Source organism: Acidithiobacillus sp. TH-A117, assembly GCF_057473465.1.
This window is the reverse complement of record NZ_JBYCKQ010000029.1, coordinates 125807-152361: the sequence shown is the minus strand read 5'-3', so window position 1 is coordinate 152361 and position 26555 is coordinate 125807. Positions and strand designations below refer to the sequence as shown.

26 protein-coding genes and 1 pseudogene are annotated in these 26555 nt (G+C 50.0%); 8 read left to right on the top strand and 19 right to left on the bottom strand.

Annotation, left to right across the window (positions count from 1 at the left end):
- The 13 genes from AC2VLR_RS07120 to AC2VLR_RS07060 form a co-directional block, all read right to left on the bottom strand.
- Positions 1-270, bottom strand: a complete 270-nt coding sequence (locus AC2VLR_RS07120; protein WP_486881494.1) for an EscU/YscU/HrcU family type III secretion system export apparatus switch protein — start codon at positions 268-270, stop codon at positions 1-3.
- Positions 251-1354 (bottom strand): flagellar hook-length control protein FliK, encoded by a 1104-nt coding sequence (fliK, locus tag AC2VLR_RS07115; RefSeq protein ID WP_486881493.1) that lies wholly within the window; start codon positions 1352-1354, stop codon positions 251-253. The genes AC2VLR_RS07120 and fliK overlap by 20 nt, the downstream gene beginning before the upstream one ends.
- A 39-nt stretch (positions 1355-1393) precedes the next feature.
- Positions 1394-2188, bottom strand: coding sequence for a flagellar brake protein (locus AC2VLR_RS07110; protein ID WP_486881492.1), 795 nt, complete (start codon positions 2186-2188; stop codon positions 1394-1396).
- An 80-nt stretch (positions 2189-2268) separates the two neighbouring features.
- Positions 2269-5091, bottom strand: coding sequence for a putative bifunctional diguanylate cyclase/phosphodiesterase (locus AC2VLR_RS07105; protein ID WP_486881491.1), 2823 nt, complete (start codon positions 5089-5091; stop codon positions 2269-2271).
- The gene (locus AC2VLR_RS07100; protein WP_486881490.1) at positions 5091-6137 is read right to left on the bottom strand and encodes a protein-glutamate methylesterase/protein-glutamine glutaminase; all 1047 of its coding nucleotides are present in this window, start codon (positions 6135-6137) and stop codon (positions 5091-5093) included. The genes AC2VLR_RS07105 and AC2VLR_RS07100 overlap by 1 nt, the downstream gene beginning before the upstream one ends.
- 18 nt (positions 6138-6155) lie before the next feature.
- The gene (locus tag AC2VLR_RS07095) at positions 6156-6713 is read right to left on the bottom strand and encodes a chemotaxis protein CheD (RefSeq protein WP_486881489.1); all 558 of its coding nucleotides are present in this window, start codon (positions 6711-6713) and stop codon (positions 6156-6158) included.
- A gap of 6 nt (positions 6714-6719) precedes the next feature.
- Complete coding sequence (locus tag AC2VLR_RS07090) at positions 6720-7529, bottom strand: CheR family methyltransferase (RefSeq protein WP_486881488.1); 810 nt, start codon at positions 7527-7529, stop codon at positions 6720-6722.
- A gap of 2 nt (positions 7530-7531) precedes the next feature.
- Positions 7532-8077, bottom strand: coding sequence for a chemotaxis protein CheW (locus AC2VLR_RS07085; protein ID WP_215843193.1), 546 nt, complete (start codon positions 8075-8077; stop codon positions 7532-7534).
- Positions 8078-8087: 10 nt separating this feature from the next.
- Positions 8088-9740, bottom strand: a complete 1653-nt coding sequence (locus AC2VLR_RS07080; protein ID WP_486881487.1) for a methyl-accepting chemotaxis protein — start codon at positions 9738-9740, stop codon at positions 8088-8090.
- A gap of 11 nt (positions 9741-9751) precedes the next feature.
- The gene (locus AC2VLR_RS07075; protein WP_486881486.1) at positions 9752-11962 is read right to left on the bottom strand and encodes a chemotaxis protein CheA; all 2211 of its coding nucleotides are present in this window, start codon (positions 11960-11962) and stop codon (positions 9752-9754) included.
- Positions 11959-12291 (bottom strand): STAS domain-containing protein, encoded by a 333-nt coding sequence (locus AC2VLR_RS07070; protein WP_486881485.1) that lies wholly within the window; start codon positions 12289-12291, stop codon positions 11959-11961. The genes AC2VLR_RS07075 and AC2VLR_RS07070 overlap by 4 nt, the downstream gene beginning before the upstream one ends.
- A 1-nt stretch (position 12292) precedes the next feature.
- Positions 12293-12664, bottom strand: a complete 372-nt coding sequence (locus AC2VLR_RS07065) for a response regulator (protein ID WP_486881484.1) — start codon at positions 12662-12664, stop codon at positions 12293-12295.
- A gap of 15 nt (positions 12665-12679) precedes the next feature.
- Positions 12680-13603 carry a methyl-accepting chemotaxis protein gene (locus tag AC2VLR_RS07060; RefSeq protein ID WP_486881483.1) on the bottom strand — a complete coding sequence of 308 codons (924 nt, stop codon included), beginning with the start codon at positions 13601-13603 and terminating at the stop codon, positions 12680-12682.
- 224 nt (positions 13604-13827) lie between these two features.
- Between AC2VLR_RS07060 and AC2VLR_RS07055 the strand changes: the two genes are divergently transcribed.
- The 6 genes from AC2VLR_RS07055 to AC2VLR_RS07030 are packed head-to-tail and all read left to right on the top strand — an operon-like array spanning position 13828 to position 20998.
- Positions 13828-15084 carry an EAL and HDOD domain-containing protein gene (locus AC2VLR_RS07055; protein WP_486881482.1) on the top strand — a complete coding sequence of 419 codons (1257 nt, stop codon included), beginning with the start codon at positions 13828-13830 and terminating at the stop codon, positions 15082-15084.
- A 40-nt stretch (positions 15085-15124) separates the two neighbouring features.
- Positions 15125-17002: a diguanylate cyclase gene (locus AC2VLR_RS07050; RefSeq protein ID WP_486881481.1), complete on the top strand. Its 1878-nt coding sequence runs from the start codon at positions 15125-15127 to the stop codon at positions 17000-17002.
- Positions 16999-17583, top strand: a complete 585-nt coding sequence (locus tag AC2VLR_RS07045; RefSeq protein ID WP_486881480.1) for a heme NO-binding domain-containing protein — start codon at positions 16999-17001, stop codon at positions 17581-17583. The genes AC2VLR_RS07050 and AC2VLR_RS07045 overlap by 4 nt, the downstream gene beginning before the upstream one ends.
- Positions 17519-18592 carry a sensor histidine kinase gene (locus AC2VLR_RS07040; protein ID WP_486881479.1) on the top strand — a complete coding sequence of 358 codons (1074 nt, stop codon included), beginning with the start codon at positions 17519-17521 and terminating at the stop codon, positions 18590-18592. Before AC2VLR_RS07045 ends, AC2VLR_RS07040 begins: the two co-directional genes overlap by 65 nt.
- Entirely contained in the window at positions 18589-18942 is a 354-nt protein-coding gene (locus AC2VLR_RS07035; RefSeq protein ID WP_486881478.1) for a response regulator, read from the top strand. Before AC2VLR_RS07040 ends, AC2VLR_RS07035 begins: the two co-directional genes overlap by 4 nt.
- Positions 18923-20998: an EAL domain-containing protein gene (locus AC2VLR_RS07030; RefSeq protein WP_486881477.1), complete on the top strand. Its 2076-nt coding sequence runs from the start codon at positions 18923-18925 to the stop codon at positions 20996-20998. The genes AC2VLR_RS07035 and AC2VLR_RS07030 overlap by 20 nt, the downstream gene beginning before the upstream one ends.
- On the opposite strand, the gene AC2VLR_RS07025 is transcribed toward AC2VLR_RS07030, so the two are convergent.
- The 5 genes and pseudogenes from AC2VLR_RS07025 to AC2VLR_RS07005 form a co-directional block, all read right to left on the bottom strand.
- On the bottom strand, positions 20952-21293 hold the full coding sequence (locus tag AC2VLR_RS07025; protein WP_486881476.1) for an OmpA family protein: 342 nt from the start codon (positions 21291-21293) through the stop codon (positions 20952-20954). The two genes, AC2VLR_RS07030 and AC2VLR_RS07025, sit on opposite strands and share 47 nt — an antisense overlap.
- 485 nt (positions 21294-21778) lie before the next feature.
- A pseudogene (locus AC2VLR_RS07020) lies at positions 21779-21916 on the bottom strand (flagellar motor protein MotB); the annotation flags it as partial.
- Between the two features lie 6 nt (positions 21917-21922).
- Positions 21923-22783 (bottom strand): flagellar motor stator protein MotA, encoded by an 861-nt coding sequence (gene motA, locus AC2VLR_RS07015; RefSeq protein ID WP_486881475.1) that lies wholly within the window; start codon positions 22781-22783, stop codon positions 21923-21925.
- Positions 22784-22796: 13 nt separating this feature from the next.
- Positions 22797-23294 carry a flagellar basal body-associated FliL family protein gene (locus AC2VLR_RS07010; RefSeq protein ID WP_486881474.1) on the bottom strand — a complete coding sequence of 166 codons (498 nt, stop codon included), beginning with the start codon at positions 23292-23294 and terminating at the stop codon, positions 22797-22799.
- Positions 23295-23332: 38 nt separating this feature from the next.
- Positions 23333-23761: a flagellar protein FliS gene (locus AC2VLR_RS07005; RefSeq protein ID WP_486881473.1), complete on the bottom strand. Its 429-nt coding sequence runs from the start codon at positions 23759-23761 to the stop codon at positions 23333-23335.
- A gap of 143 nt (positions 23762-23904) precedes the next feature.
- On the opposite strand from AC2VLR_RS07005, the gene AC2VLR_RS07000 reads away from it, so the two are divergent.
- A complete protein-coding gene (locus AC2VLR_RS07000; protein ID WP_486881472.1) occupies positions 23905-24780 on the top strand; it encodes a GGDEF domain-containing protein in 876 nt (291 codons plus the stop codon).
- A gap of 77 nt (positions 24781-24857) precedes the next feature.
- Positions 24858-26420 (top strand): GGDEF domain-containing protein, encoded by a 1563-nt coding sequence (locus AC2VLR_RS06995; RefSeq protein ID WP_486881471.1) that lies wholly within the window; start codon positions 24858-24860, stop codon positions 26418-26420.
- Here AC2VLR_RS06995 and AC2VLR_RS06990 read toward each other — a convergent pair.
- Positions 26399-26554 carry a hypothetical protein gene (locus AC2VLR_RS06990; protein WP_486881470.1) on the bottom strand — a complete coding sequence of 52 codons (156 nt, stop codon included), beginning with the start codon at positions 26552-26554 and terminating at the stop codon, positions 26399-26401. The two genes, AC2VLR_RS06995 and AC2VLR_RS06990, sit on opposite strands and share 22 nt — an antisense overlap.
- Position 26555: the final 1 nt, after the last annotated feature.

Here is a 26555-nt window from a genome sequence, read left to right as displayed (position 1 = left end):
TTACATGCTATGTTCAATCCTGTATATCCATGCCAGCACTTCTGCAACAGCCTGATATAATTGGGGTGGAATTTGCTGGTCCAGATCCAGCTGCATGAGCAAACCCACCAATTCCTTGGATTCGTGTACAAATATACCCGCTTCTTTAGCTCTGGCAATAATCTGCTCGGCAACCAGACCTTGCCCTTTGGCAACCAGCACAGGCACAGTGTCACCACTATGATAGCGCAGTGCCACGGCGCTTTTAGGCTTATCCTTGGGCGGATTCATCAGAGCTACGAATCTGCGCAGCGGCTACTTGCAAGCCCAAGTGCTGCAAGCTCTGCGTCAATTCTTCCCAATGTGCGCGTAACAAAGCCTCCTGCTCGGTAGTCAGCAGCAAACGCAATGTGGATTGCCGCAACTGCAAACGGGCTTCGACATGCCCCAGATGCGGCAAATCCAGAGCCAGTGCGCTCTCCCAGCGCTGCCCGGAGGGTTTTTCGCCTTTCTGCTGAGATTCGGGACTATCCTCTTCGCGGCGTTTCACCATCCAGGTTGCCTGCTGACCAGGCCAGACAGGCCCGGTCCAGACAAACTGCTGCTGATTCAGCGTCTGTATCTGCTGCCCCAAAGTCTGCAGGGAACCAGGGTTTAACGTACTGATTACCGATGCACTTCTACCTGCCGTTAAATCGGCGATTTGCGTATAGGTTGTAACTCCTTGCTTGGAGTTTTGAGCCCCATCCAAGGACGGCGAAGACGCTACCGAAGCAGGACTGGAAGATGCCGGGGTATAGTGCATCTCGACAATGCCGGTCTTTCCCGGAGCGGGGTTCTTTCCCGCATTTTGTGGTTCAGCGAGGAGATTTTGTACGGACCATTGGCCATGACTCCAGCTTGCCAGATGACTTTCATAAAAAACGCCGCTAAATTCGAGGGTATTTTGCAGAAACGTGGCCATTTGTGACGCAGATCCGGCATTTTCAGGGAAAGTCGCGGTGGGCCGCAGCGCAGAGGCCACAGCATTCGGCAAACTGGCCAGATCACGTAAAGTTTGGGCAGTATTCGACAAGGCCAACTGCTCTGATGGTGCGGCAGCAGGTTGCCCCATCATTAAAAATTTGGGTTGCTTGTCACCCCCTAAATAAGTCAGCTGCAGTTCCTGACCGACTGACCATTGTCCCGGCAAATCAAAAGCCATTGCCTTGCCAGCCACACTCAGCATAGTCTGTTGCGGAGCGCTTTGCAGCACTTTGGCGCTGAAGGTAGCGCCTGGTGTCAAGGTCTGTGAAAGTGCTGTTGCGGTGCTCTGATTGAGCACACTTTCAAGCACTCTGACCGTATAAGCACCTGCCAGTATTGCGGGGTTCATAAACCGCCTATCCTCGTTCTGCTTTCATGGCGTCAAGCGTCAATGCGACCACCAGCGCTTCAGTTTGCTGCGTAAGGAGTTATCTGACGGTTTTGCCGAACTGCGCAAACCAATACCCAACATGCGCAGTATTTCCCGGTCACGGGTCTGCACATATTGCGCTACTTTTTCCTGATCAGCAGCAGGAGGATCCTGGAATTCGACGCCTAATACCACTCCGGTAGCACCGGCTACATGATTATCGACGAAACGGATCACAGCCGGCATATGCAAGGGTTCACTATCACGAATCCTGAACACCAACTGGGTGAGAATTTCGTTCGGTTGAAAGGGATGATCCTTGGGGCAGCGACTCATAATCCGGATGCCACCCGCACTGATATCCTGCATTCTTCCACCAACCATCAAGGCACCTTGACGGTAGATTTCCACTTCATCGGGATCCTGCACGGTGGGCGGTACCCGAAAAAGCTGGCGGCGCTGCAACTGATAGATTTCTTCAGGATACTGCAGGACGATACCCTCAGCATCATGGCGAATAATGGTACTGCGAAAACCACAAATGACCCCATCCACCCGGGAAAGCAGAGTGATGACTGTGCCAATTTCTATCTGTTTCGGGAAATGCAGGGGAAGGTCAATCAGTAACTCAGGCTCAGACTGAACATCCAGCAGCAGGGTGTTGTAGCTCTGCACTTGATCATCCAGCCAGAGGGTGCAAAAAACATGCTCCCGCCAGAGATTTTCCAATAAGCCCGAGGCCTTGACCGAAGCGGTCACCCGATACCGTTCGGAAAACAAATGGTGACGCATTTCATGAATGGGTTCCGACATTGTACCTGCCCTTTTCCAAAGATCATGGAATATTACCAATACCCATGCCGGCTGTCGTCTCTATACGCGCCACATATTTCCTAAACGGATCTGCTTGGCTCAGGATGTATTTGTTGCCAGAGCTCCAGGAGATCCCGGGCACCAGCGGGATCGAGCGGATGGATAACAGGGGGCAGCAAATAATTTTTCCAGAGGAAAAAAGCGTTCTCCGGAAGCGGTGGAGAAAGCAAATAGCCCTGAATATATCGACCACCCAGGAGCAACCATAAATGCAATTCTTCGGGGGTGGAAATCCCCTCTGCTACCAGTTCACAGGCGGTCAGACGACTGAGCATGTGGCTGGCGCCTGCCACGCCGAAACTGGCCTTATCCTGACGAAAAGCACGAATAAAACTCTGATCCAGCTTCAGCTCATCAAAGTTCAAGCGGGCTACCGAAAGCAATGAAGAATATCCGGTCCCGAAATCGTCCATAGATAACTTGAAGCCACAACTTTGACACCAGGCCATCATCGGTAACACGGATTTGCGTCCCATGACAGAAGCGGTTTCAGTGATTTCGAGGGTAAGCCCATGGCCATCCGGGCACAAACTTTCTACATCTTCCTTAAAAGCAGGATCCAGAAAATGTTTGGCGCCAATATTCAGAGAAACCTGTAAAGCAAGGCCTTCACTCTGTATCCGTTGACGCAGACGCACCGCCTCCTGGAGCGCCCAACGACCAAGGATGCGAATCAGGTGAGCATTTTCTTCCACATAGGGCATGAACTTGCCAGGCCCAATCCAGTGGCCTTGAGGAGGGCACCAGCGTGCCAACATTTCTACGCCGCTCAAGCAGTTTTTCTGCATATCCGCCTTGGGTTGAAGAAAAAACCGAATCTCGCCCCTCTGCACAGCCCCTGGAAAATCGCGTCTTACCCACAAACGTTGGCGGGCGCGCCGCGCGACCTCGCCACCATAAAGCCGGAAATTGTTTCCACCCTGTCGCTTGGCTTCAGACAGCGCTTCATCTGCTTGAGCCATCAGCATACATACATCGCGGCTATCTGCCGGAAACAACGACCAGCCTAATGAGGTGGTCAGATGGGCTTCCAGGGTTTTTTGCGCCGCAGCCTGCACTGCCTGGAGTACATCCCGGCTATATTGTTCCAGCTGTGCTTCGCTGGAGATAGGGATGAGCAATCCGAATTCATCTCCCCCCACCCTTGCCAGCACCGCATCAGAAAACTGCAGCGTGGTCTTTAACTGCCTGGCAATTTCCTGCAAACACTGATCCGCCGCAAGGGAACTAAAAGATGTATTGATCTCATTGAACAAATCGAGGTCCATTAAACCCAGGCCCAGCATCTCCGTGGCTGAGGACGCAGACTGCAACCGTTCTGAAACCAGATCTGTAAAATGTGAACGGTTTGGTAATTCTGTCAAAGTATCGGTTTGCAATAAATGCTCTTTTTCTCGAAGATCCTGCAATCGCTCAAGATAACGTTCCAGATCATGCAGTAGAGCTTCCCAATGAGCAATGAGATGATATCCAAACAACCAACGACTGAGACGGGTAATTTCCAGCACGAAAACCGCTTCTGGATGACGCGCATTTTCCGGAATAACCGGCCATGCAATCACCTCACGGAAGTCTTGCAGGTCTGGATACAGGGCGATGACTTTCGCCATTTCACCGGAAACATGGGGGGTGCGCGGATCAACGCGCTGCCGCAAACGCCACGCGAGAGCAGGTAACAGTTGTCCCCAGGGAGAGTTTTCGGGATCTATGCTTAAGGGTAACTGCCGGAGAATATCGACCAGTCCGGGTTTGCGAGCGCAGGCGGCAATCACCGATAAACTGTCCCGTTCTCCGCCGGGAATGGCTACATAGGCAGCCAACGCCCCCGTCCCCAATACACTTAACCGCACCAGACCAGTGTATATTTCCCGGGCATTTGCGGCTTTTGCCACCATTTCATGGAGGGTCTGATGGGCCCGTTGATAACGGCTCTCCACAAAGCGACGATACATCCATATGAGTGCCGCAACAGCCAGCGTGGCCTCTGCGGTTAGCAGCAGCAACGCCCAGGTGTCCAGGCGTTTTAACTGGTGCTGCAAGTATGAATTTGGTTGAGGATTCCAGCGCGCACTGATTATCCAGGGAGTGTGTTTTACCGGCAGGTCCAGATCTGCGGTCCAGTCTGCCGGAACAGGCTTTCCCTGCTGCCAGTATCCATTCTGCCATTGTGCCAGCACCCGGTGATGATTATCCAGAAGTAGCAACATATGCGCAGGTTCCAGGCTGGCACTGGCATGCTGATTGCCAAACAACAGCTCCGCATGGCAACTGCGGTAAGCCTTTGGGCCTCGCTGCAGAGATGGCCGCAAGGGAATGGCTAAAAGACGCAACGGAATATGTAATAAACCTTTGTGGTCCACAAATGGCTGATTGACCCCACCCTGCCAAGTAAAATCTGGGTCATTCTGAAAATTCTGAGGGTAGCCCACCTCAGGGGAAGATGATTTTTGTCCTTTCAGATTGCAGGACACCTTTTCGAGCCAGGGGTGGACTTTATTGAAGTGCTGCACCAGATCGTGGCTCAGCTCACTGGCCGGCAGGCTCGCCATGAATTGGAGATCGCGCATATGCATTTCGATCATGGCGGAAAGGTTACTGGAAAAGCTTTCGACCAGATGGATCGCCGTTTCTTTTGTCCGGTCATGGGAACGCTCCAGCAGATGTGCCTGCCAGCTGCCAATGCTGAAAACTGTCAACGCAGCCAGAATCACAAAAACCAGCATGATACCGAAGGTAAAAATACGCTGGCGACGCTGAATCTGCTGCGAAACATGCATCAATTTATTAAGGAGTTCGGATGTTGCGGCACTTTCAGTATGCAGGGTGGCATCATCTTGCGGCATCAGCGCACCCCTTCAACGGTTCTTGGCAGACGGCTGGCAATTTGCTGCAGGGGCAGCACTTCATCCACTCCCCCGAGCTTGATAGCTTCTTTGGGCATACCAAAAACCACACAACTGGATTCATCCTGGGCGATGGTGTGCGCTCCTGCTCCATGCATTTCCAGTAAGCCTTGGGCGCCATCATCACCCATTCCGGTCATGATCACTCCCCAGGCATTGCGCCCTGCAACCTGAGCTACCGAGCGAAACAGCACGTCTACGGAAGGACAGTGATGCTTGACCAAAGGTCCATCAAAGACCTGCACAGCAAATTGGGCGCCATTGCGTATCAGGCGCATGTGCTTACCGCCCGGCGCAATCAGGACGCGACCCGGCAAAACCCGATCGCCGTCCATGGCTTCACGCACTTCCAAGGCGCTGACGCTATTCAGGCGTGCCGCAAAAGCGGCCGTAAATTTTTCGGGCATATGCTGGACCACCACAATGCCCGGCACCGTGACCGGCAAGGCGCGTAACAGCACTTCCAGCGCCTGGGTACCCCCCGTACTGGTGCCCACCGCAATGACTTTTTCGGTACTTTTCTGCAGGAGCAGATGCGCCGCAACAGGCAAGGCCGCTGAAACCGGCTGCGGGCGCATGTTGCGTAAATTGGCGCGAGCAGCAGACTTGACTGCACGAATGATTTCCGGGGCATCTTTTTGCAAAAAGTCACGAAGACCACTCTGGGGCTTCTGGATGATCTGTACGGCACCGGCAGTCAGGGCATCCAGAGTGATCTGCGCGCCAGATTCCGCAAGACTGGAGCAAATAATCACCGGTAACGGATGTTCTCTCATGATTTTCCGCAGGAAAGTCACTCCGTCCATGCGCGGCATTTCGATATCCAGAATAACCACATCGGGCCATTGCCGCTGCATGCGGTCCCAGGCAAACACGGGGTCCTGGGCCGTGGCCAGAATCGCAATTTCCGGGTCCTGACTTAATGCGGCCTGTAGTACCTGACGCACGACTGCCGAGTCATCGACAATAAAAACCTGTATGCTCATATTAGCTCTTTATTATTTTCATGCATGGCCTGCCTGTACGTCTGCTGCTGAGACGTCTGCTCCGTGCCCCGTAAATTTCAGAAAAACGTCCCCTGACCATATCTCAAAATACAAATTGCGATGCCCGTGCCCACCCAGATGGGAGGCCGCCACCCGAAAACCCGCCTGGCTAACCAGGCTTCGGGCCGCCCGCACATTTTTGCAGGGAACATCGCTGCATTCGCTTACGCTGCCAGAGGAAAAGCGCTGCTCTCTGAGGGAATGACGTGCGGCCAGAGACTGAAACATGTTGCCGCCTCCAAAAATTTTACACACATATTCGCCGGGCTGCGTGCGTTGTTTGCGTACTTCCTGCAGCAAGACCGCCACGGCTTCATCACCATATTTTCCGTCGAGCCCCGGGGTCGCTGCGCAGTTACCGCGCTCAGGTAACAGGAAATGACACATACCACCCACCAATAAACGTGGATGCCAGATGGTGATGGCAATACATGAGCCCAGCAGGGTTCTGATACGTGTTTGTTTATCCCCGAAGTACCAGTCTCCGGGCTGGAGAAAAATCTCCATAATGGCCATATAAATCTATTCCTTTTTGTAGACCGCTGGTTGCAACAACTGCAAATCATCTACAATGCCATTGAGGCTTTCTGAATGCCCGACCAGAAAAAATCCTCCCGGACGTAATTGTTGCAATAAGCGCTGACAAATGGCTTTTTTTTCAGGAACATCAAAATAGATCAAAACATTGCGCAAAAAAATCATATCGAATTCCCCCACATCTGGCAATGTCTTGTTAAGATTGATTTGCGCAAACTTGACGAAACGACGAATTTCCGGAGCGATAGAAAAAAAGCCTTCCTGCTGCCCAGTACCTCTTAAACAATAAGATTTTAAGTAGGCTTTAGGTATTTTTTCCGCGCGTGCCATCGGGTAAATGGCGCGCTCTGCGGCCAATAACACCTTGCTACTCAAATCCGAACCAAAAATCTCCCATTTTTTACGGCGTCTTTCTGCAAGAACCATGGCAATACTGTAGGCCTCTTCACCCGATGAACTGGCCGCACTCCAGATGCGCACCTGATCTCGCGAGTTCCAGGAAGGTATGGCTTGTTCACCAAGAAAGGCGAAATGTTTGGGCTCCCGAAAAAAATAGGTTTCATTGGTCGTCAGCAAATCTATGGCTTGCTGACGCTCTGCACTGTCTTGATGAAGCAAATGCAGATAAGCATCGTAATTCAGACAATTTCTGGCACGCAAACGCTTACCCAAACGTCCCATGACCAGAGTTTGTTTGGATGGCCCCAGTGAAATACCCGCTTCATGGTTCAGAAATTTTTGAATACGCTGGTATTCAGCCAGGGTCAGGGGTATATCACCCGAAGGAGCCGTCATCTTCAGACACCATAATCCGCAGTACCTATTGTACCGTCCTCTGCGGCAATGGCGGAAAGCGCCGACATTTCTTCCAGTGACAGCACCCGTCCCATTTCCAGTAAAATCATAAAGTTTCCTTCTACTTTGCCCATGCCCCGGATGAACTCAGTGCGTAATCCTGCCCCAAATTGCGGGGCAGGTTCAACTTGCTCGGTACCAAATTCCAGTACTTCATTGACCGCATCGACGACCACTCCCAGACGTTGCCGGGAATGGCCATCCTGCAGATCGAGAATGATAATACAACTACGTTTATGGATTTGTGTGGCCGGGCGGCCAAAACGCCTGGCCATATCAATGACCGGCACCACCTGCCCGCGCAAATTGATCACGCCAACCACAAAATCCGGCATCATTGGAATCTGGGTAGGCACCATATAGGCAATAATCTCGCGTACGTCGGTTATATCCAGACCAAAAGCTTCACCCTGTAACTGTACGATCAGATACTGTCCGGACCTGGATCGCGGCTCTGTCGAAGCACCGCCGACTGCAATCATTTCCATGACAGCCTCCTCAGAAGCGGACAAATTCTTGGTGATCGTTATGACTGGCTTCCGCTGGCGCATTTTTCAGGTGGGCAACTGCACTCACTCCCTTACGCTCTGAAGAAAAATCCTTTGCCCCGGACTTGGCAGCCGCTCCTGCTGAACGCAGGCGGAAAGCCGCCATGAGTTGCTGCAACTGCTCAGCTTGCCCACTCATTTCTTCTGCAGTCGCGGCAAGCTCTTCAGAGGCAGAAGCATTTTGCTGGGTCACCTGATTCAGTTGCCCCACCGCCATGTTGATCTGATCAATACCGGTAGCCTGCTCATTGGAAGCGGCATTGATTTCCTGAACCAGATCAGAGGTCTTGCCAATTGCCGGAACCAGTGCATTGAGCGCACTACCGGCCTGCTCAGCTACTTTGACGCTGTTACTGGCCAGTGTGCCGATTTCCTGGGCGGCCACCTGACTGCGTTCTGCCAGCTTACGCACTTCTGCAGCCACCACCGCGAATCCCTTGCCATGCTCTCCTGCCCGCGCCGCCTCAATGGCGGCATTGAGTGCCAGCATGTTGGTTTGATAGGCAATATCATCAATAATCCCGATTTTTTCGGCAATGTTTTTCATCGCCTGAACCGTATTCGTGACGGCCTCACCGCCGAGTTGGGCTTCCTTGGCCGCACCCGTGGCAATATCATCGGTAATCCGGGCATTTTCCGCGTTTTGCTTGATCGAGGCAGCAGCTTCCTCCAGGGTTGCCGAGGTTTCTTCCACGCTCGCCGCCTGCTCTGATGCCGCCTGAGACAAGGATTGGGAGGTGGCACTGACTTCCTCAGAAGCACTGGACAGATTATCCGCAGCACTGCGCACCTCACCAATGGTCAGAGTGAGCTTTTCGACCATCTGCGCCATGGCCGCCATCAGGCGCCCGGTTTCATCCCGGGTGCGGGCGACCACCTGCATACTCAAATCTCCGTCGGCCACCCGTTCGGAAATACTGACCGCTTCCGCCAGAGGCCGGGTAATGGAACGGGACAGACCCCAGGCAATGAGAATCCCCAAAAGGATGGAGATCAGGGCAATAATCACAATAGCATTAATCACCAAATTTACATCACTGGCGCCTTTCTTTTTGAGGACGGACATGGTCAGTAAGGCATCTTGACGCAACTGCTGATTAATAGTTTGCAAATGATTTTCAGCTGGTAACGTAGTGCTATGGTAATATTGATTAGCAACATGAATCTGCTGTGCGGCATTTTTACTCTGGGTATTGATGGCTGCCAGCATACTCAAATACTGTTGTGACGATTGAAGAAAACCCGAGAAAGCTGCTCTGGACTCGGGCAAAAGTATTTTAGCCTTTGGATCTACCAGGCTACTTCCCAGAAAAGCATAATAGGGCATAATTTTTGTGCTGGTTGATGCAATGATTTGCGCTGTCTGCCTGGCCTGATCGGGTAGTCCGTAACTAAAAGCAAATGCAGTTTTAAGTTTTGCTGTAGCCAACATCATACTGTCAATTTTATGCACATTATCCGAAACACGTCCCGTTGCCGTTTCCAGGTCTTGTTGCAGTTTCCCTGCCCCCCACCAGCCTGCCGCACCCACCAGTATCAGCAACAAAATAACCAGCGCAAAAGCGAGGCCCAGGCGCAGTCCGATACGCATATTCCCAAACATGATTTTCCCCTTTAATGGACAAGCGCAGATTTTGCGCTGATGGCATAATGACGTTGAATCAAAGTAGGTATATCCAGTATTGGAGCGACATCGCCATTACCTAAAATGGTCGCCGCTGAAACACCGGGAACCCGCTCAAACAATTTTCCCAGCGGTTTGATAACGGTCTGTTGATTGCCGAGAATCCCGCTTACCACCACACCAATACGCTCCATTCCATGGCGTACCACCACGACATTCCGGCGGGTTTCAGATAACTCTGCTTTTTTGAAGACAGCACTCAAGTCCAGCAATGGTAGGGGCTGATCGCGTAACTCCATATAACCTACCGAACCGACGGTTTGAGGATACTCCAGACATTCTTCTACGGCTTCCGCAGGAATGACATAGGTGTCCTGGGCCAAACGCACCAGAAAACCATCAATAATAGACAGTGTCAGGGGCAGATGAATGCGCATGGTCGTCCCCCGACCGGGGGTGGAATCTATGTCAATGCGACCCCGCACGGATTCTATATTCTGGCGGACAACATCCATACCCACACCCCGGCCGGAAATATCACTGATGGTATCGGCGGTAGAAAATCCCGGAGCAAAAATCAGGGCATATATTTCAGGATCAGTAAGTAACTGATCTACAGAAATCAATCCTTTTTCCAGAGCTTTTCGGCGGATTTTTTCCCGATTCAAGCCACCGCCATCATCGCTGACTTCAATCACAATCCCTCCGGAATCATGGCGCGCATGCAAGATGATACTGCCCTGGGCAGGTTTTCCAGCCGCCAGGCGCTGTTCGGCTGGTTCAATACCATGATCCATAGCATTGCGCACCAGATGCATCAACGGATCTGAAATTTTTTCAGCCATACTTTTGTCGAGTTCGGTACCTTCGCCGCTGATTTCCAGACGGATATCCTTATTCAGAGTACGCGCCGTATCCCGCACTACCCGTGGAAACCGCTGAAATAACTCCGCCACATCAATCATTCTTAAACGCAAGGCACCATCCCGAATTTCTTCCACCAGTCTGGCCACTTGACTGGAAGACTCCAGCCGGGACTCCAAATCTTCCCGGCCGGCAAACAGACGATTAGCAGCACTGGCAATCACCAACTCCCCAACGAGATCCACCAGATGATCCAGATCATGGGCACGCACCCGCAACAATTGCCGCTCGGCATTTTTGGACTCACGTTGTTGCTGCTGTTTTTCCAGCGCGCTTTGCACCACAGGTTCCTGGACCATTTTTTGGTCCACCAGAATTTCTCCCAGCGGTAGATGTTGTCCGGTTTGATCTGAACCTTCCTGCAGCGCGAGTGCTTTCTGTAATTCCTCTGGCGTCAGCGAACCCACCGCCACGAGAATTTCTCCCAGATGCTGATCTCCCTCGGGTAGCTGCTGAATCATTTTCAGATATGCCGCTATCTGTCCGTGCGCCGGCAACACATGAATGATGCTATTGTCTTTTACAAAATCAAACACATCAAGAATGCTGGCTTTATCGGCAACACTACGAAAAGCAATTTCATAACCTAGATAGCAAGTTTCCGCATCCATCACCGACAAGGCCGGCAAAGCATCCGTCAAAGTGACCAGACCGGTAATTTCGCCAATTTGCTGCAAATAGCGCAAAAAAGACAAAGGATCCATACCATCACGAAATGTATCTTGACCAAAACGGAGTGAGATATGCCAATTGGCTGCAGATTTTACGGGAGCGTCTGAAGATACTTCATGGATAAACTCAGTACGGATTTCCGCTTCATCATAAACCGTCAAGGACCGCTCTGTTAAAGATGGATGAGCGGCGATACTATTTCCTCCTAAGGCAGCCTGTAAAGCGGCCAGCAGGCGGAGATCCTCAGAAAGAAAATGCTGGTCTAAAGGTGTGGCAGATACCAGACGGTCCAGATAATCATTAATGTGATCACCACAGGAAAGTAACAAGGTAATATTGCCCGGGCTGAGTGTTTTACTGCCGGAACGGATCTGGTCGAGCAGGTTTTCGAGGCGGTGAGTAAAGCGCACCACCTCTTCCAGACCAAACAAACCTGCAGAGCCCTTGATGGTATGCGCAGCACGAAAAACGGCATTAATGCGCTCCAGGTCAGCCCCCTGCTCTTCCATAAATAATAAAGCACTTTCCATTTCTTGCAATAAATCGCGACTTTCTTCAAAAAAAGTCTGTAGCGCAGCAGCCATCTGCGGATCCATATCCATCATCCGGGCATCTCCTTGGTCAATACAATGGGATCGCCAAAAAAGCTGTCAAGGCGGCACAATTGCAAGGCCTGGACTACGGCAACAGAATGCGCACTCAGAAATAAACGGGACCCCCGACACAAGGCTTCGGTTTTGGCGGCAATCAGAACCTGAAGACCCGCACCATCAATTTCACAGATATCTTCCAGGATGAGTTCTACCTCGTGAAACTGGGTGATAGCCTTTAGCAGGGCTTCGCGTAGTGCTGCTACCGCATATATATCCAGATCACCGAGTAGACGCATTTGCAGTTTACCTGAGCTGCTTTCCTGCTGAATATCCAGGCTCATGTCAGGGTAAAACCAGTTTACTGACAGCTGCCAGCATTTGCTGCGGCTGAAAAGGCTTGATGACCCAGGCTTTTGCGCCGGCAGCCTGTCCCTCGCGTTTTTTTTCTTCTTCGGCTTCCGTGGTCAGCATAATAACAGGAGTGAATTTGTATTCCGGTTTCTGTTTAAGGGTTTTTACAAAAGTGATGCCATCCATATTGGGCATATTCACGTCACTGATGATGAGGTGGATCTTTTCTGCGGCCGCCAATTTGGCAAGACCATCCACACCATCACAGGCTTCAATCACGTTATAACCCCCGCCTTTCAGGGCAATACTGACCACTTGTCGCAGTGAAGCAGAATCATCCACTACCAATATATTTTTCGCCATGACTCAATTTCCTTGTTAAAAAAAGGTAATCTCCTGGTCCCCGGAAGCGGCTGTCGTAGCCTCTCCACGGTGAATAGACCGTTCTTCCGAGGTGGTATATTTGCCCGATAAGGACTGCAACCATTTTTCCAGCCCCTGCCCGCTATCGGACTGCAGATGTCCGGGCAGCTCCTCCATACCCTCTTCGGCATGACTCAGGGTCTGACTGACACGATCCTGAAACTGCAATGCCACGAGTAACTGATCCATTTCTGCACTGATTCCTTCCGCTTCCTGCTGCAGGGTTTCCGCAGAAGCGCTCAAATGCCGGGTCATCTCTTGTAAGCGCTGCAGCACATCCCGTATGGAACGTTCAGCATTGCCCAAAAACTGACGCTCTTGCTGAATAGTGCTTGCAGACTGATTGACGACGCCCCGGATAGAACTGGTGATTTCCTTGACGCTCTCGCCCATCTGCTGACTGGTTTCCTTCGAGCGGGTGGATAGCTTGCGAACCTCATCGGCCACAACCGCAAAACCTCGTCCCTGCTCCCCGGCGCGTGCCGCCTCGATGGCTGCATTGAGAGCGAGCAAGGTCGTCTGAGAAGCAATTTCGCCAACATCCCTGGCCATGGTTTCCAGCACACTGACTTGTTTCAGCAAGGCAGATATGACGCTTTGCTGGGTTTCATGCTGTGCGGTAACCGCCGCAATATGTTTGAGTACACTCAAAAGTTCATTTTCACTGTTCTGAAAAAGTGTCGCTAGATCCTGAGGTGAACCGCCATGGGTATCGCCTCGGGATGCCTGAACGGCATTACCCAGGCGTTGGTGCAGATTGACGAAGCGAGACATGATATCCGCTATAGCCGATTCCATCTGGGTACGTCCGGAACGTACCTGAGAGCTCAGTACGCTTATGGCTTGACCGAGGGCGCTGACGAGTGAATCTGATGTCATATTACTGATCCATCCTGGTAGTTTGTCTCAAATCTGGTACAGTCAGAATGAACTACGGCACGCTGCCGCAAAAACTTTAGGGGAAACTGATGCAGTTCTTGCAAACGCCACTCCGCCTTGCTCCAATAGGCAAATTATTGAAAAACGCCTAATTGACTTGGTATCCGTCGTCAAACACGTTATTTATTGAACAAGCATCTTTGAATCATAAGGTTACATAAAAAATGAACCCTGTAATTGATCATCTGCCGCCCTCCAGTGAAGAGGATGAGCTGGTTGCTCGCCAGGCCATTCTCGGGCGCCAGGACGAAATCATCGGCTATGAGCTATTTGCCCGCAACGAAAACAGCGGCCCTCTGGAAGACCCTTTTCTCTGCTCTGCCCGGGTTTTGATCAAAACTTTCAGCGTCTTCAATCCGGAAAACCTTCTGGGCGGGAAACCGGCGTTCATCAATTTCACCAACAGTCAGTTTGATGAAAAAAGTCTGGCACTTTTCCCGCCACGCCAGGTGATTCCCGAGTTTACTATTGCTGAGGCACCCAGTCGCGAGTTTTTGGGGCAACTTCTTCAGCTCCAGAAACTGGGATTTCGACTGGCACTGGACCGCTTCGAAGCCAAACCCTGGCACATAGCCCTGCTCAAAATTGTGGATTTTGTCAAAATCGATTGCTTCAGCAATAATCCGGAACAATGGGAACAATGGGTCAAGCTCATCAAAAGTTATAAGCTGCCACAACAACCGGCGATCATTGCAACGCGCGTGGAGACTGTAGAATTGGCGCGTCGCTGCTTTGAAGCGGGAGTAGATTACAGTCAGGGTTTTTATTACATGCAGCCCGAGATCATCAAGGGCAAGCCCTTGACCTCCAATCAGCATACTATATTCAATCTGCTGAATTTATTACTCGAAGAAAACCCCGTCTCCGACATTGAAGAAGCCTTTCGCCGGGATCCAGGACTTTCCTATCAACTGTTACGCTATCTCAATTCGGCCGGCATGACCCGTGGCAAAGAAGTGGATAGTATCCGCCAGGCTCTTATTTTATTGGGGCGTGAACCTTTGCAGCGCTGGCTGACACTGCTTTTATTTGCCAGTCGGGGAGCCCAGAAATCACCCATCCTGATCATGGCGGCTACTCGTGCCAAATTTGCCGAACTTCTCAGAGAAAAATCTCCGATCCTGAGCAAAGAGCCAGCGATCTTGAATCGTAGCTTTCTCACCGGGATGCTGTCTCTCCTGGATGTGTATTTGCAGCAACCTATGTCTGCCCTCCTCAATGAGCTGAAAATCCCTGAAGAAATGCGCCAGGCACTCCTGTACAAGGAAGGCGAAGATGGCGGACTACTCAGTATGATGGATGCTGTGGAGCACGGCGATCTTGACACCGTGAAACAAATGGGGCCGCAATGGAGACTATCACTGGCAGAAATTACTGCTGCATCATTGGAAGCCATGAACTGGGCAGCGAATTTGAAATGAACGCATTGCGTGCTCGAACATGATAAAGGAAGAGAAGACAATGCATATGGATGCTTTTTTACCCCAGCTGGAGAAAGGCAATTGTCCTTCACCATCCCAAAGTACATTAGCACTCCTGGAGCTGCTGCAAAAAGATAATGCCGGGCTTGATGAGGCTGCCAAGCTGATTCGTCTTGATCCCATTTTAACCGCTAAAATTGTCAAGCTGGCTAATTCTCCCTTTTATCGTCCTATCAGACCGATTATCTCATTGGATGAAGCCCTGATGCGTATCGGTTTACAAGTAGTAGTACGCATGGCACTGGGCCTCGCTCTGATCAATAGCAAACAGGTACCCACATCCGTTTTTGATTGGCAGCATTTCTGGTCGGGCAGTTTGTTACGCGCTTTGGCCATGCAATCTTTAGCCAAAACAACAGGAAACTGGCCTGCCGGAGAAGTGTTTACTTTTGGTTTATTAAGTGAAATCGGCAGTCTGATGATGGTCTGCACCGCGCCTGAAAAATGTGCGATCCTCAATCATTCAGATTTAAGTTTTGCCCAACAAAAAGCCTTGGATGAAGAACATTTCGGTTTCAGTCGGCACGAACTGACAGCAATGCTTATGCGTCAGTGGCGCTTTCCGGAGACCATGATATTGGCCATTGAAGGTCACACCGCCCCCTATCAGAATCATATCGAAGGCCTCAACAACCCTAATAACGACAGACTGCAAATACTTATCAATATTCTGGACGCAGGAAGAAGTATTAGCGAATGGGCCCTGTCATCTTCAGATCGTGACCTGGAACGTCTCCAGAAAAATGCCAGAGGCTGGTGGATCAATACCCCACACCTTTCTACCATGCTTCACCAAATACTTACGGATTGGGCGGAGGTTGCAGATATTTTTGAGATGCCCCAATCCATTCCTGGCCAAGACAAATTGGCTTCTGTGCGTCAAGCATTACTGAATGTAAACAAGCACCTTGAAACCGAAAATAACAACACATTACTACTGGTCGATGACCAAGCCAGCGATCGTGCCCTCTTACAACGCACTCTGGAGCCAGCTGGATACCAGACCCTTCAGGCTTCCAGTGCCGAAGAAGCTTTTACTATCATCTATAAAAATGCCCCCCGAATTATATTATTGGATTGGGTCATGCCGGAAATTAACGGACTGGATTTATGCCGTCGCCTTCGCCGGGAGTTTGGCCCTCGACTTTATATTATTATTCTCACTGCCCACTACAATCAAAGTTATGCAGTAGAAGCATTGGAAGCAGGCGCCAACGACTATTTAAGCAAGCCCATAGAACGTAAGACTTTATTGGCCAAACTTACTGTTGGACAACAGATAGTTGAGTTCATTGCCTCGCTTGAGAGTCAATGTGAACAGCTTATTCATCAGAATAATTCATTGCAATCCATGGCCATGAAAGATGCGTTAACTGGACTAGCCAATCGCCGTGGAGCTGATGAATTTCTTCATCAATATTGGCCAGACACCTTTCATCCGCAAAATACCCTGAGTTGCATCATGATCGATATTGATCACTTCAAGAAAATCAATGATCAGTATGGCCACGATCTGGGCGATCGCGTACTTGAGGCGGTGGGCAGAATACTGCTAGAAGTTTCGCGTATCGGGGATCTTATCGCCCGCGTGGGTGGAGAGGAGTTCATGATCCTCTGCCTTCAGTGCAACCTGCAAAATGCTGCCTCTCTTGCCGAACGACTTCGACAAAGCATGGCCCAACTCGACAAGAAACTTCCACCCGTCACGATCAGCGCGGGAGTTGCCGAAATGCATGCAGATATGGTGAACAGTGAAGCTTTGATGCGTGCCGCCGACCAGGCATTACTGGTCGCTAAACGCCAAGGCCGCAACCGGGTAGTTTGTGCAGATCAAAACCTGGGAGATAGTCCATCATGATCGGCCTGATACAAAAATTGGTATTGCAGATGGTAGAGGAAATAGGTGGGCGTGATGCATTACTGGAAGTCAAACGACTTACTGGGCTTCCCGATGACTTTGAATTTCGTATTGATACGGATTATGACAACCAGCAAATGCGGCAAATTCTTGATAATGCCTGCACAGTCCTGCAAATCAGTGAAGATACTGCCCTGACTGCCTTTGCAGATTATTTTCTGCGCGATGCACAATCGCGATTTCCGGTCTTTATTGCCCAAGCGCATTCGGGAAGAGAATTGCTTATTCACCAGACCACAATCCACAACATGCTAGGTTCTGGTTTGAGAAATGCGGAAAAACTGAAAGCCATCAATGATAAATTCATCGTGAAAGAGCTAGAAAATGGAGATCTTGAGGTCATCTATCGCTCGCCCAATCAATGGTGTACACTTTATCGTAAGCTTGCTGAAGGAGTAGCCCGCTTGTACCAGGAGAAGATCGCACTTACTACGATTCAATGCCGCAAACGTGGCGATGAGCATTGTACTTTTCTTATCCATTGGTCAAAAGCAAACATTCTGTCTGAAAAAAATCTCTAAAGGTTCATCCGTTACTATGCAAACCACCATTAAACAACTTCACAGCGCCATGCAAGAGATTTCTGATCAACTCTGCCAGGCTGTTAATGGTGATTTCAATTTTGTAGTGCGCTGTTCTACAGCTGACGAAGAAGCTGAAAAATTAACTTTATTGGTCAATTTCGTCTTGAGTGCCGCTGCCCGCGCCATCGATCAACGTGAACAGCAGACGGCCAATCTCGATATCATTGTGGCGGAGCGTACGGCTATGCTCACTGAAGCAAAAGAAGCTGCAGAAGCTGCCTCACATGCTAAAAGCCAGTTTCTGGCCAGCATGAGTCACGAGCTTCGCACCCCCTTGAATGCCGTCATTGGCTACAGTGAATTGATTCTGGAGGAAATGGAAGATGGCGTAACGGGAGCAAATACCGAGGCTGATCTGATCACTATCCGTGATGCTGGCAGACATTTGCTCAGCCTGATTAATGATGTCCTTGACCTGAGTCGAATAGAAGCCGGGCAGACTGACATTTTTCCAGAATACTTCGATCCCTTGGAGTTTGCGCGCTCTACAGCCGCCACTTTGCATTCTCTCATTAAAAAAAAGGGGAATACTCTTGAATATGTATTACCGGATCAGGCTAATCATGTATTCAGCGATTTGAGCAAAATACGTCAATGTTTAATCAACATTCTCGGCAATGCGGCAAAATTTACCGAAAATGGTCACATCATTCTGGGTTACCAAGAAATAATGGCATCCGATCAGATTGGCTATGGCGAGTGGTGGGTCCGTGATACCGGCCCGGGGATAGCCGCAGACCAAAAAGAAAAAATTTTTGAAGCTTTCACACAGGCAGATAGCTCTATCAATCGCCGCTATGGCGGGACGGGTCTGGGTTTAGCCCTTTCCGCCACCTTGTGCCGCATGTTGGGGGGAAGTATCCGAGTAGAGAGCACACCAGGAAAAGGATCCATATTTACCATCTCGTTGCCCATCCATTACCGGGAATCTGGAGAAACAGCATGATGATCCTGGTGGCAGAAGATGACCTGCGTAATCGGGACATGCTGGTCCGTCGCCTGATGCGTCGTGATTACATTGTCATTGAAGCAGAAAACGGTATGCAAGCCATTGAACAAGCCAGAGCGAACAAGCCGGACATCATTTTAATGGATATTGCCATGCCCGATGTCAATGGCTGGGATGCTCTTGAGCAAATCTATCGTTTATACCCCGAAATTCCAGTAATCATACTTTCGGCACACTCCATGGTTGACGACCAACGCCGCGCCATTACAGCTGGTGCCGTTGCTTACCTGTCAAAACCTATCGATTTCGAGAGGTTATTAAAAACCATTGAACAATATAGAATCTAACCATCAGCCGCGCTATATTCTTGTAATTGAAGATGACATTCCCAGCCGGCAGCTCATGCTGCGGCGGCTCAGGAATAGTGGTTGGTCAGTTATGGAAGCAGCAGATGGTCCTTCGGCTTTGGCAATAATGGCGCAACAAACACCCTCTGCCATTCTCCTGGATATGGGCCTGCCAGGCATGAATGGTTTGGAGGTATTACAAGAGATTCGCAAAACTCATACTGCACTCAGCCTCCCTGTTATCATGGTAACAGCCTTTGATGAAAAGGATTATCTTGTTCAAGCATTGGCAGAAGGAGCGAACGACTTTGTCAACAAGCCCGTAGACTTCACCATATTAAAAGCACGATTAATAGCTCATTTGGATTTATCTGCGACAAGTCAACGGCTCAGCAACCTGCAGGCGCGGCAAGAACTGATCTTGCGCGGTGCCAATGATGGTATCTGGGAGTTAGATGTCCAGTCACAGCAATTGCGCCATTCACAACGTTGGCTGGAATTATTACAATGTCACATAAGTCAAAAAAACACGAGTATAACCCAGTGGATTGAACGAGTTCATCCTCAGGATCGGCAATATGTGGAAAAAATCATTAATGATTTCCTCGCCAATCGCAACTCAGACACCCTCAGTCTTGACTATCGGATTCGACGGGAAGATGGTCATTATTTATGGATACATACGCGCGGGGCGGCAGAGTCAAACCCGGAGGGACATCTCACTTATATTGCTGGAACCCATACCGATATCAGCAAAGATCGCTATCAAAATCGCGTCACCGGCCTGGCAAATCTCGAATACTTATCGGATTACTGGATGAGCATACAGTCGATGATGCCCGAAAAATCAATCACACTATTTGCCATTCTGCTTGATCATAATGATTTAATCCCAGAAAATCGCAGCAACTATCGAGCTTTTATTACCGAACTTACCCAATTAATTCAAAACACAACACCATCAGTTGTACAACTGGGTACAGGCAAAGATCCAAACCATCTACTGGTATTTATCGATGAAAGCTATTCAGAAAATAAATTGCCATCTGAAATTGAAGAAAACATCTGCTCTCTCGTGGATGAAATCATTCACAAGTATCAAAACACACTAACTATAACTTATAACTGCGGATCTCTGCGCACAGATAAACGCTCAGGGCATTTGAAGGATCCCTTTGCAGCAGTTATCGCCGCAGCTGAGCATGCTCGCAAAAATATGCTATATATACAGAATTTTGATGAGAAAATGCAGAATGCTTACAATAACAGATTAACCATTATTCAAAAAATACCCGAAGCAATTACTCACGAGCATATTCAACCGTGGTTGCAACCCATTATTATGAATGGAAAGACACTCATAGGATTTGAAGCCTTAGCACGCTGGGAAGACGCAGAACTTGGCAGGATCCATCCCGCCGATTTTTTACCTCTGGCTGAAGAAACCGGACAATTGTTCACTCTTACCAAAACCATTCTTGACCAAGCTCTACACATCATTTCCACGCTCATCAAACAAGGCATCATTCACAAGCAAACTTATGTTTCTGTAAATTTTGAGGCTGAACAATTACATCACCCTCAATTTGAGGATCTGCTGGAAAGCACTATTGATCGTCATGATTTACATCCGCAGCATCTATGCATAGAACTCGTAGAATCCAACTGGCTTGATGTAAACACCGCTTTACGCGAGCGATTGGAAAAATTACGCGCTCAGGGATACAAGCTTGCACTGGATGATTTCGGTACAGGTTATTCTTCACTCAGTATGCTGAACCAGTTACCCTTCAGTACACTGAAAATTGATCAAAGTTTTATTCGGCGGATGCTCACCGAGCATTCTACCTGCTCCCTGGTCCAATCCATCATCGCTATAGGCAAGGCACTGAACTTATATATTATCGCAGAGGGTGTCGAAACCCTGGAAGAAGAACAGTTTCTACTTCAGTCCGGCGTCAATATTACCCAGGGCTTTTTTCGGGGGAGGCCGATGGCAAAAGACGTCCTCATGGAATGGCTGCAGAACCATCCCCAGGAGCCGATGAATGACTAGGCGCTCCGCCGATGATCGTTTTTGCCGTTAAGGCATCATTCACACTTCTTTCCGTTTTTTGATTACCGACAATGCGTAATGCTGCCTTTTGACTGAGCACTACGATACTGACGCGCCTGTTCAAGGGTGAGTCGGGCTCTTTCGGCACATACAGCACGGCAGAGCCCATACCCACCACCCGCAGAATTTTACTTTCATCCAGGCCACTCTGCACCAGAATCTGACGCACGGCATTGGCCCGTCCTGCTGACAAATTGAAATTACTGTAACCCTTGCCGCCATTGGCATAGCGCAAGGCATCGGTATGCCCGGTAATGCTGATCTGATGGGTAGCTGGTTCAAGGTTGGCGCTATGGCCTTGAAAATCACCCGGGCATAGGGTTCCAGAACGGTACTGCCATTGGGAAACATGGAGCGTTTCGCGCTATCCACCACCTGAATACGCAGTCCCTCCGGGGTGATATTGATGAGTAACTGATGCCGAAAAGCGGCCAGAGCGGGGTTACCGGCAATTTGTGCGTCCAGAACTTTTTTCAGATGCTCCAGATTTTCATGGTCTACCTGTTCACTTGCAACCGTCAGAGTGGGATTACTGGCAAGATTTTGCCGCTTTTCACCGCGTTGAATCTCACCGACGGTCTTTGTCAAATTTTTGCCGCCACCAGGCAAAATGGAGTTGGATGAACCGCTGCCGGGACCGCCCATTAAAGAAACCCGTTCAGGGTTTTTGAACCACTGGGCAATACCCTGTAATTGCGCTTTGGTCGTGGAGCCCAGCAACCACATCAATAAAAAGAAAGCCATCATGGCGGTAATAAAATCGGCGTAGGCAATTTTCCAGGCACCACCGTGCCCGCCACCGCCAACCTTTTTGATACGCTTTATGACAATTGGCTTGTTTTTTCCATCGTCAGCCATGATTGATCACTTTCCCTTGCTTTCCCGTAGATGATTATCCAACTCCTGAAAACTGGGACGTTCGGTGGAGAACAGAACCTTACGACCAAATTCTACAGCCACCTGAGGAGGATAAGCATTCATCGTGGCCAGCAAAGCCACTTTAATACATTCAAAAATTTTACTGCTTTCTGCCGCCCGATCTTCCATCCGTGATGCCAAAGGAGACAATACGGCGTATCCCAGAAGAATACCCAGAAATGTCCCCACCAATGCCGCCGCAATCAACTCGCCGAGAACTGAGGGTGGTTTATCCACTGAACCCATGGTGTTCACCACTCCCATCACTGCGGCCACAATACCAAAAGCGGGCATACCATCGGCGGTGCGGGTTAAAGCATGGATGGGAATTTCCATTTCACGATGATGGGTATCAATATCCACATCCATGAGATTTTCCATTTCAAAGGCTCCCAGATTGCCACCCACCATCAGTCGCAAATAATCAGTCAAAAATTCCATCACATGATGATCTGCGAGAATACGTGGGTATTTTTTGAACATTTCGCTGGCAGCAGGATCGTCCACGTCGCCCTCAATGGACATCAGACCACCCTGACGAATTTTAGCAAAAAGCTCATTCAGCAGACTAAGCAACTCCATATAAATGGCTTTGTTATATTTCGAACCCTTAAAAGCCAGCGGCAGAGCTTTAATAACGGCTTTGAATGTGCGCGGGAATGTTGCCGCAAAAAATGCACCAAAAGCACCACCAGCGATCATCAGCAGTTCATAGGGCTGAAGCAGGGCTGTAATGGCCCCGCCTTCAAGCATGAAGCCACCAAATATAGCGCCCAGAGCAATGATATAGCCGATAATCAGAAACATGGATTAAATCCCGTTATTGAACAACAAAACTGGCAAAATATACAGCCGCTATGGGTGGTGTTTTATCGGGTTGGGGTTTTTTAAGCGCCCCACCATCGGTTTCGAGTATTTTATTTACCTGCGCTTTTATTTTTTGCAGGAGTTGATCACGCACCGCTGGCTGGCTCACCGTGTCGGCATTCTGAGCACTCAACAAGAGCAGAATGCCATTGCGAATCTCGGGCATAAAAGACTTCACCGATGCCTCGACTGATGGATCATAAGTTTTTAACTGGATTTGCACCTGAATATAATGGGTACTCCCATCAGTGCTTTGGAGGTTGGTCACGAGTGAGCCCAGATCAATAAACTTGGTGTTCTGCAGTTTTTGCTGAGCTACTTCTGCCGGGGTCGGGGCTGCCGTAGAGCGCAGCATGAACCACCATACCGCTGCACCGCCGACTACTACCAGCAATACGATAACAGCCATCAGAATAACTACCAGCTTGCTTTTTCCCGCTTCTTCCGCCATGGCTTCCTTGCCTGTAATATTTCAGAATAAATGAATAATTATCCGACCAGCATATCATTAAAGTCTATCATCCTGGGAGTCTGGCTGCCCTGGATTTTGCCGTATACGCAAGACCACTCCAAGCGCAAGTCCTGGATTACCGGATCACAGCACTGAAGGGCATTCAAGTCATTGAACATATTGCAATAAGCCAGCTTCAACAATAAATAGCGATATAAGCGATCGAGGCGAATCACCCGCTCTTTGGTCAGCTGTTCTTCCAGATGCAGGAGCAGATGTTGCACCAACTGTTCGGCACGTTCTATGGCCACTCGCTTGGCCCCATAGTCGCGACGCTCCAGAGCATTCCTGATACGCAGCAAATAGGCCTCCACGCCCTCCAAACCGAGTTGCATCAGCGGTGTAGCGTTTTCCTGAGAGGATTCCGGCTCTGGATAATGCATGTATGGCTGTGATGGTTGAGGCATGGCTACTCTCCTGCGGCTTCTGAATTGTCTAAACGACACATCCTGCAAAAAACTGAAGTAGCCATCCTTGTCGTGACAACAACCATAACCAGAATAAGTGGCATGATGCTTGCTTAATTACCTCTAAAGACGGGAGGTAAGCCATGACTGCACATTCAGAAATGTACACTTCACAGCATGTTGACCAGATCCCAGATAATGGCACTTATCTGGAAGATCTCGTGAACTTTTACGAGGCCTGGAAAAGCTACTGGCAACTGTGGCTGCGCGAATACTTACAGGGACGCTCACTGCCCAGACAAGCTGAACAGAGTGTGCTGCAAGCCTTGCATGACCCTGAATCGCGGATTCCGGAGATTTATCGCTTATTTTGGCGGGATCTACAGGAAAACTATCATCGTATTATGCATCAGCTGCAGGAAATCCGGGCCAAGTCTGATTGCAAAGCCGCTTTACTGACGGTGATGCCTGCGGCCGAAGCGCTGGAGCGACAATGTTTTGACGAGATAGTCGCGTTCAGCAAAAACATGGGGGAAGTGGATCCCCTTACCAGCCTGCTCAATCGCCGCCGCATGGAACAAGACCTGGCTCGCGAGCAGTCTTTGGTGGATCGCGGGGCATTTGCCTATATTGCCATGCTGGATGTGGATCATTTCAAAAAACTCAATGACCAATTCGGTCATATCAGTGGGGACCGCGTTCTCAAAGAACTGGCAGACCGCCTTCGCGCGCAGTTACGCCCTTATGACGGCCTATACCGTTATGGCGGTGAGGAGTTTTTTGCCCTGTTTCCGCGAATGCAAAAAAATTGTGCCCTGCTCACCGCGCAAAGGCTCTGTCAAAAAATTGCCAGTGAGCCTTTCCAGATTGACCAGGGGCGGACTATACAAGTCACAATTTCCATTGGAATAACCACCTTGCTCGCGCAGGTTCCAGCCAGAGAGCGGGTCATCATCGCTGATGCGGCTCTCTATCAGGCCAAGCATGAAGGCCGCAATCAGGCCCGGCTATTACCCTGATCACACCCCTCTCTTTTTCTTTTTCAGGATAACCATTAGGATAACGGCAGGATAATCATAACACTGAGGTTCGCAGCGTGCCCCCCAAATCTCCTCCGGAAATTGCCCGAGAAGCCCTGAAAAGTCTCATGGAACAGGGCCTGTCACCCACCCCTGAAATATACACCCGCTTTTACCGGGACATTTCCGGAGAAAAGTCTCCAGTGACTGCCGACTGGCCCGACCTCCTTCAAAGGCTTTGTACCGAATGGGAAAGATCCCAATCAGGATTGTCACACCTGCAGAAAATGCTGGCTAAAAATCAGCTGTTCACGGTAAAGGATGCACCGGCTTTATCCATAAAGCTCAACAACCTTTTGGAGCAGTGGGAAAAACTACCTACCCGCCAGGTTAACTCCGAGGCCATTGAAATCCGTGACGACAACAGTGCAGACACTCATTGCAGTGACTGGCAACGATTGTGGAAGACCAGCATCCAACTTGGCTTACGCCACGAAGACGCGATCAGCTCGGGTGTCCTGGCGCAAATAGACGATCTTCTCCATGCCCCCAACACCAACCCGGAACATTTGGCGCCTTTGGCCAGATCCCTGTGGTCCCATCAACGCGACCTGGACGCCAAGGCAGAAAAAATGCGCCAGGGATTGCAGGAGCTCCTGCAACTCCTTCTGCGCAATGTTGCTGACCTTGTCGAAAACGATGCGTTTTTATCCGGACAGATGGATATCGTGCAACGCGCCGTCCAGTCGGCTCAAAATGATCAGGAACTTGAGTTAGCCATCAGCGGAGTCAAAGAAGTTATTTTTCAGCAGGGGAAACTGAAATCTGAAGTGCGTGAGGCTCGCAAGGCCATTCGGGACCTCGTAAATCTGGTACTGATTTCTGTGGAAAGCATGGCGGGTGAAAATGGTCGCAACCACCAGCAACTGGAAATTCTTGCCACCGAGCTGGAAAGCGCCAAAGATTGGCAGCATATCCGTCAAATTGTCAGCGCAGTCGTCAGCACGAGCAAAAACATCACCACACAATCTGTAGAAACCAGGAACGCCTTGTTGCAGGCCAAAAACCGCCTGCAAAGTGCCCAGGAAAAAATTCGCACACTGGAAAATGAGCTGGAATCCATCAGTCAACTGGTACATGTAGACCCCCTGACCGGCTTATTGAATCGCCGGGGTTTGAATGCGGCTTTTGCCCGAGAAACCGCCAGAGCTCAACGTCTGAATCAGCCTCTGGCAGTTGCTATTGTCGATCTGGATCATTTCAAGCAGGTCAATGACCAGTATGGACACGATCTGGGTGATCGGGTTTTACAGGAGATGGCCAGGATTCTGCAGAATACCCTGCGCGCCAATGATGTCATCACCCGTTATGGCGGCGAGGAGTTTGTGCTGCTGATGCCCGAAACTTCAGCTGAAGGGGCCAAGCACATTCTGGAGCGCTTACAACTGCGTCTTGGTCAACAGCATTTCGAGACTCGCGATAAAGCTTTGCAAGTAAGTTTCAGCGCCGGCGTGGCGCGTTGGCAGAAGAACAGCAGTCAGGATCAGATTATCGCGCTAGCCGATCAGGCCATGTATCAGGCGAAAAAAGCGGGACGCAAACGCATCTACCTGGCTGATCAGGCAAACTCATCCACTTGATGCCCGGAATCATCCTTCCTTGGCTCGGGCTTTTTTTTATGCGATGACTTGGGATTCTGCTCCCTGTACACAGGGCGCAAAGGCTGCACGGGCTGCGTACCGGTTTCGACGGGGCGAAAAGGGGTATCTGCCATG

Excerpts from the sequence above, each read along its gene's own strand:
- AC2VLR_RS07120 (WP_486881494.1), bottom strand. The coding sequence starts at position 270 with ATGAATCCGCCCAAGGATAAGCCTAAAAGCGCCGTGGCACTGCGCTAT.
- fliK (WP_486881493.1), bottom strand. The coding sequence starts at position 1,354 with ATGAACCCCGCAATACTGGCAGGTGCTTATACGGTCAGAGTGCTTGAA.
- AC2VLR_RS07110 (WP_486881492.1), bottom strand. The coding sequence starts at position 2,188 with ATGTCGGAACCCATTCATGAAATGCGTCACCATTTGTTTTCCGAACGG.
- AC2VLR_RS07105 (WP_486881491.1), bottom strand. The coding sequence starts at position 5,091 with ATGCCGCAAGATGATGCCACCCTGCATACTGAAAGTGCCGCAACATCC.
- AC2VLR_RS07100 (WP_486881490.1), bottom strand. The coding sequence starts at position 6,137 with ATGAGCATACAGGTTTTTATTGTCGATGACTCGGCAGTCGTGCGTCAG.
- AC2VLR_RS07095 (WP_486881489.1), bottom strand. The coding sequence starts at position 6,713 with ATGGCCATTATGGAGATTTTTCTCCAGCCCGGAGACTGGTACTTCGGG.
- AC2VLR_RS07090 (WP_486881488.1), bottom strand. The coding sequence starts at position 7,529 with ATGACGGCTCCTTCGGGTGATATACCCCTGACCCTGGCTGAATACCAG.
- AC2VLR_RS07085 (WP_215843193.1), bottom strand. The coding sequence starts at position 8,077 with ATGGAAATGATTGCAGTCGGCGGTGCTTCGACAGAGCCGCGATCCAGG.
- AC2VLR_RS07080 (WP_486881487.1), bottom strand. The coding sequence starts at position 9,740 with ATGTTTGGGAATATGCGTATCGGACTGCGCCTGGGCCTCGCTTTTGCG.
- AC2VLR_RS07075 (WP_486881486.1), bottom strand. The coding sequence starts at position 11,962 with ATGATGGATATGGATCCGCAGATGGCTGCTGCGCTACAGACTTTTTTT.
- AC2VLR_RS07070 (WP_486881485.1), bottom strand. The coding sequence starts at position 12,291 with ATGAGCCTGGATATTCAGCAGGAAAGCAGCTCAGGTAAACTGCAAATG.
- AC2VLR_RS07065 (WP_486881484.1), bottom strand. The coding sequence starts at position 12,664 with ATGGCGAAAAATATATTGGTAGTGGATGATTCTGCTTCACTGCGACAA.
- AC2VLR_RS07060 (WP_486881483.1), bottom strand. The coding sequence starts at position 13,603 with ATGACATCAGATTCACTCGTCAGCGCCCTCGGTCAAGCCATAAGCGTA.
- AC2VLR_RS07055 (WP_486881482.1), top strand. The coding sequence starts at position 13,828 with ATGAACCCTGTAATTGATCATCTGCCGCCCTCCAGTGAAGAGGATGAG.
- AC2VLR_RS07050 (WP_486881481.1), top strand. The coding sequence starts at position 15,125 with ATGCATATGGATGCTTTTTTACCCCAGCTGGAGAAAGGCAATTGTCCT.
- AC2VLR_RS07045 (WP_486881480.1), top strand. The coding sequence starts at position 16,999 with ATGATCGGCCTGATACAAAAATTGGTATTGCAGATGGTAGAGGAAATA.
- AC2VLR_RS07040 (WP_486881479.1), top strand. The coding sequence starts at position 17,519 with ATGAGCATTGTACTTTTCTTATCCATTGGTCAAAAGCAAACATTCTGT.
- AC2VLR_RS07035 (WP_486881478.1), top strand. The coding sequence starts at position 18,589 with ATGATGATCCTGGTGGCAGAAGATGACCTGCGTAATCGGGACATGCTG.
- motA (WP_486881475.1), bottom strand. The coding sequence starts at position 22,783 with ATGTTTCTGATTATCGGCTATATCATTGCTCTGGGCGCTATATTTGGT.
- AC2VLR_RS07010 (WP_486881474.1), bottom strand. The coding sequence starts at position 23,294 with ATGGCGGAAGAAGCGGGAAAAAGCAAGCTGGTAGTTATTCTGATGGCT.
- AC2VLR_RS07005 (WP_486881473.1), bottom strand. The coding sequence starts at position 23,761 with ATGCCTCAACCATCACAGCCATACATGCATTATCCAGAGCCGGAATCC.
- AC2VLR_RS07000 (WP_486881472.1), top strand. The coding sequence starts at position 23,905 with ATGACTGCACATTCAGAAATGTACACTTCACAGCATGTTGACCAGATC.
- AC2VLR_RS06990 (WP_486881470.1), bottom strand. The coding sequence starts at position 26,554 with ATGGCAGATACCCCTTTTCGCCCCGTCGAAACCGGTACGCAGCCCGTG.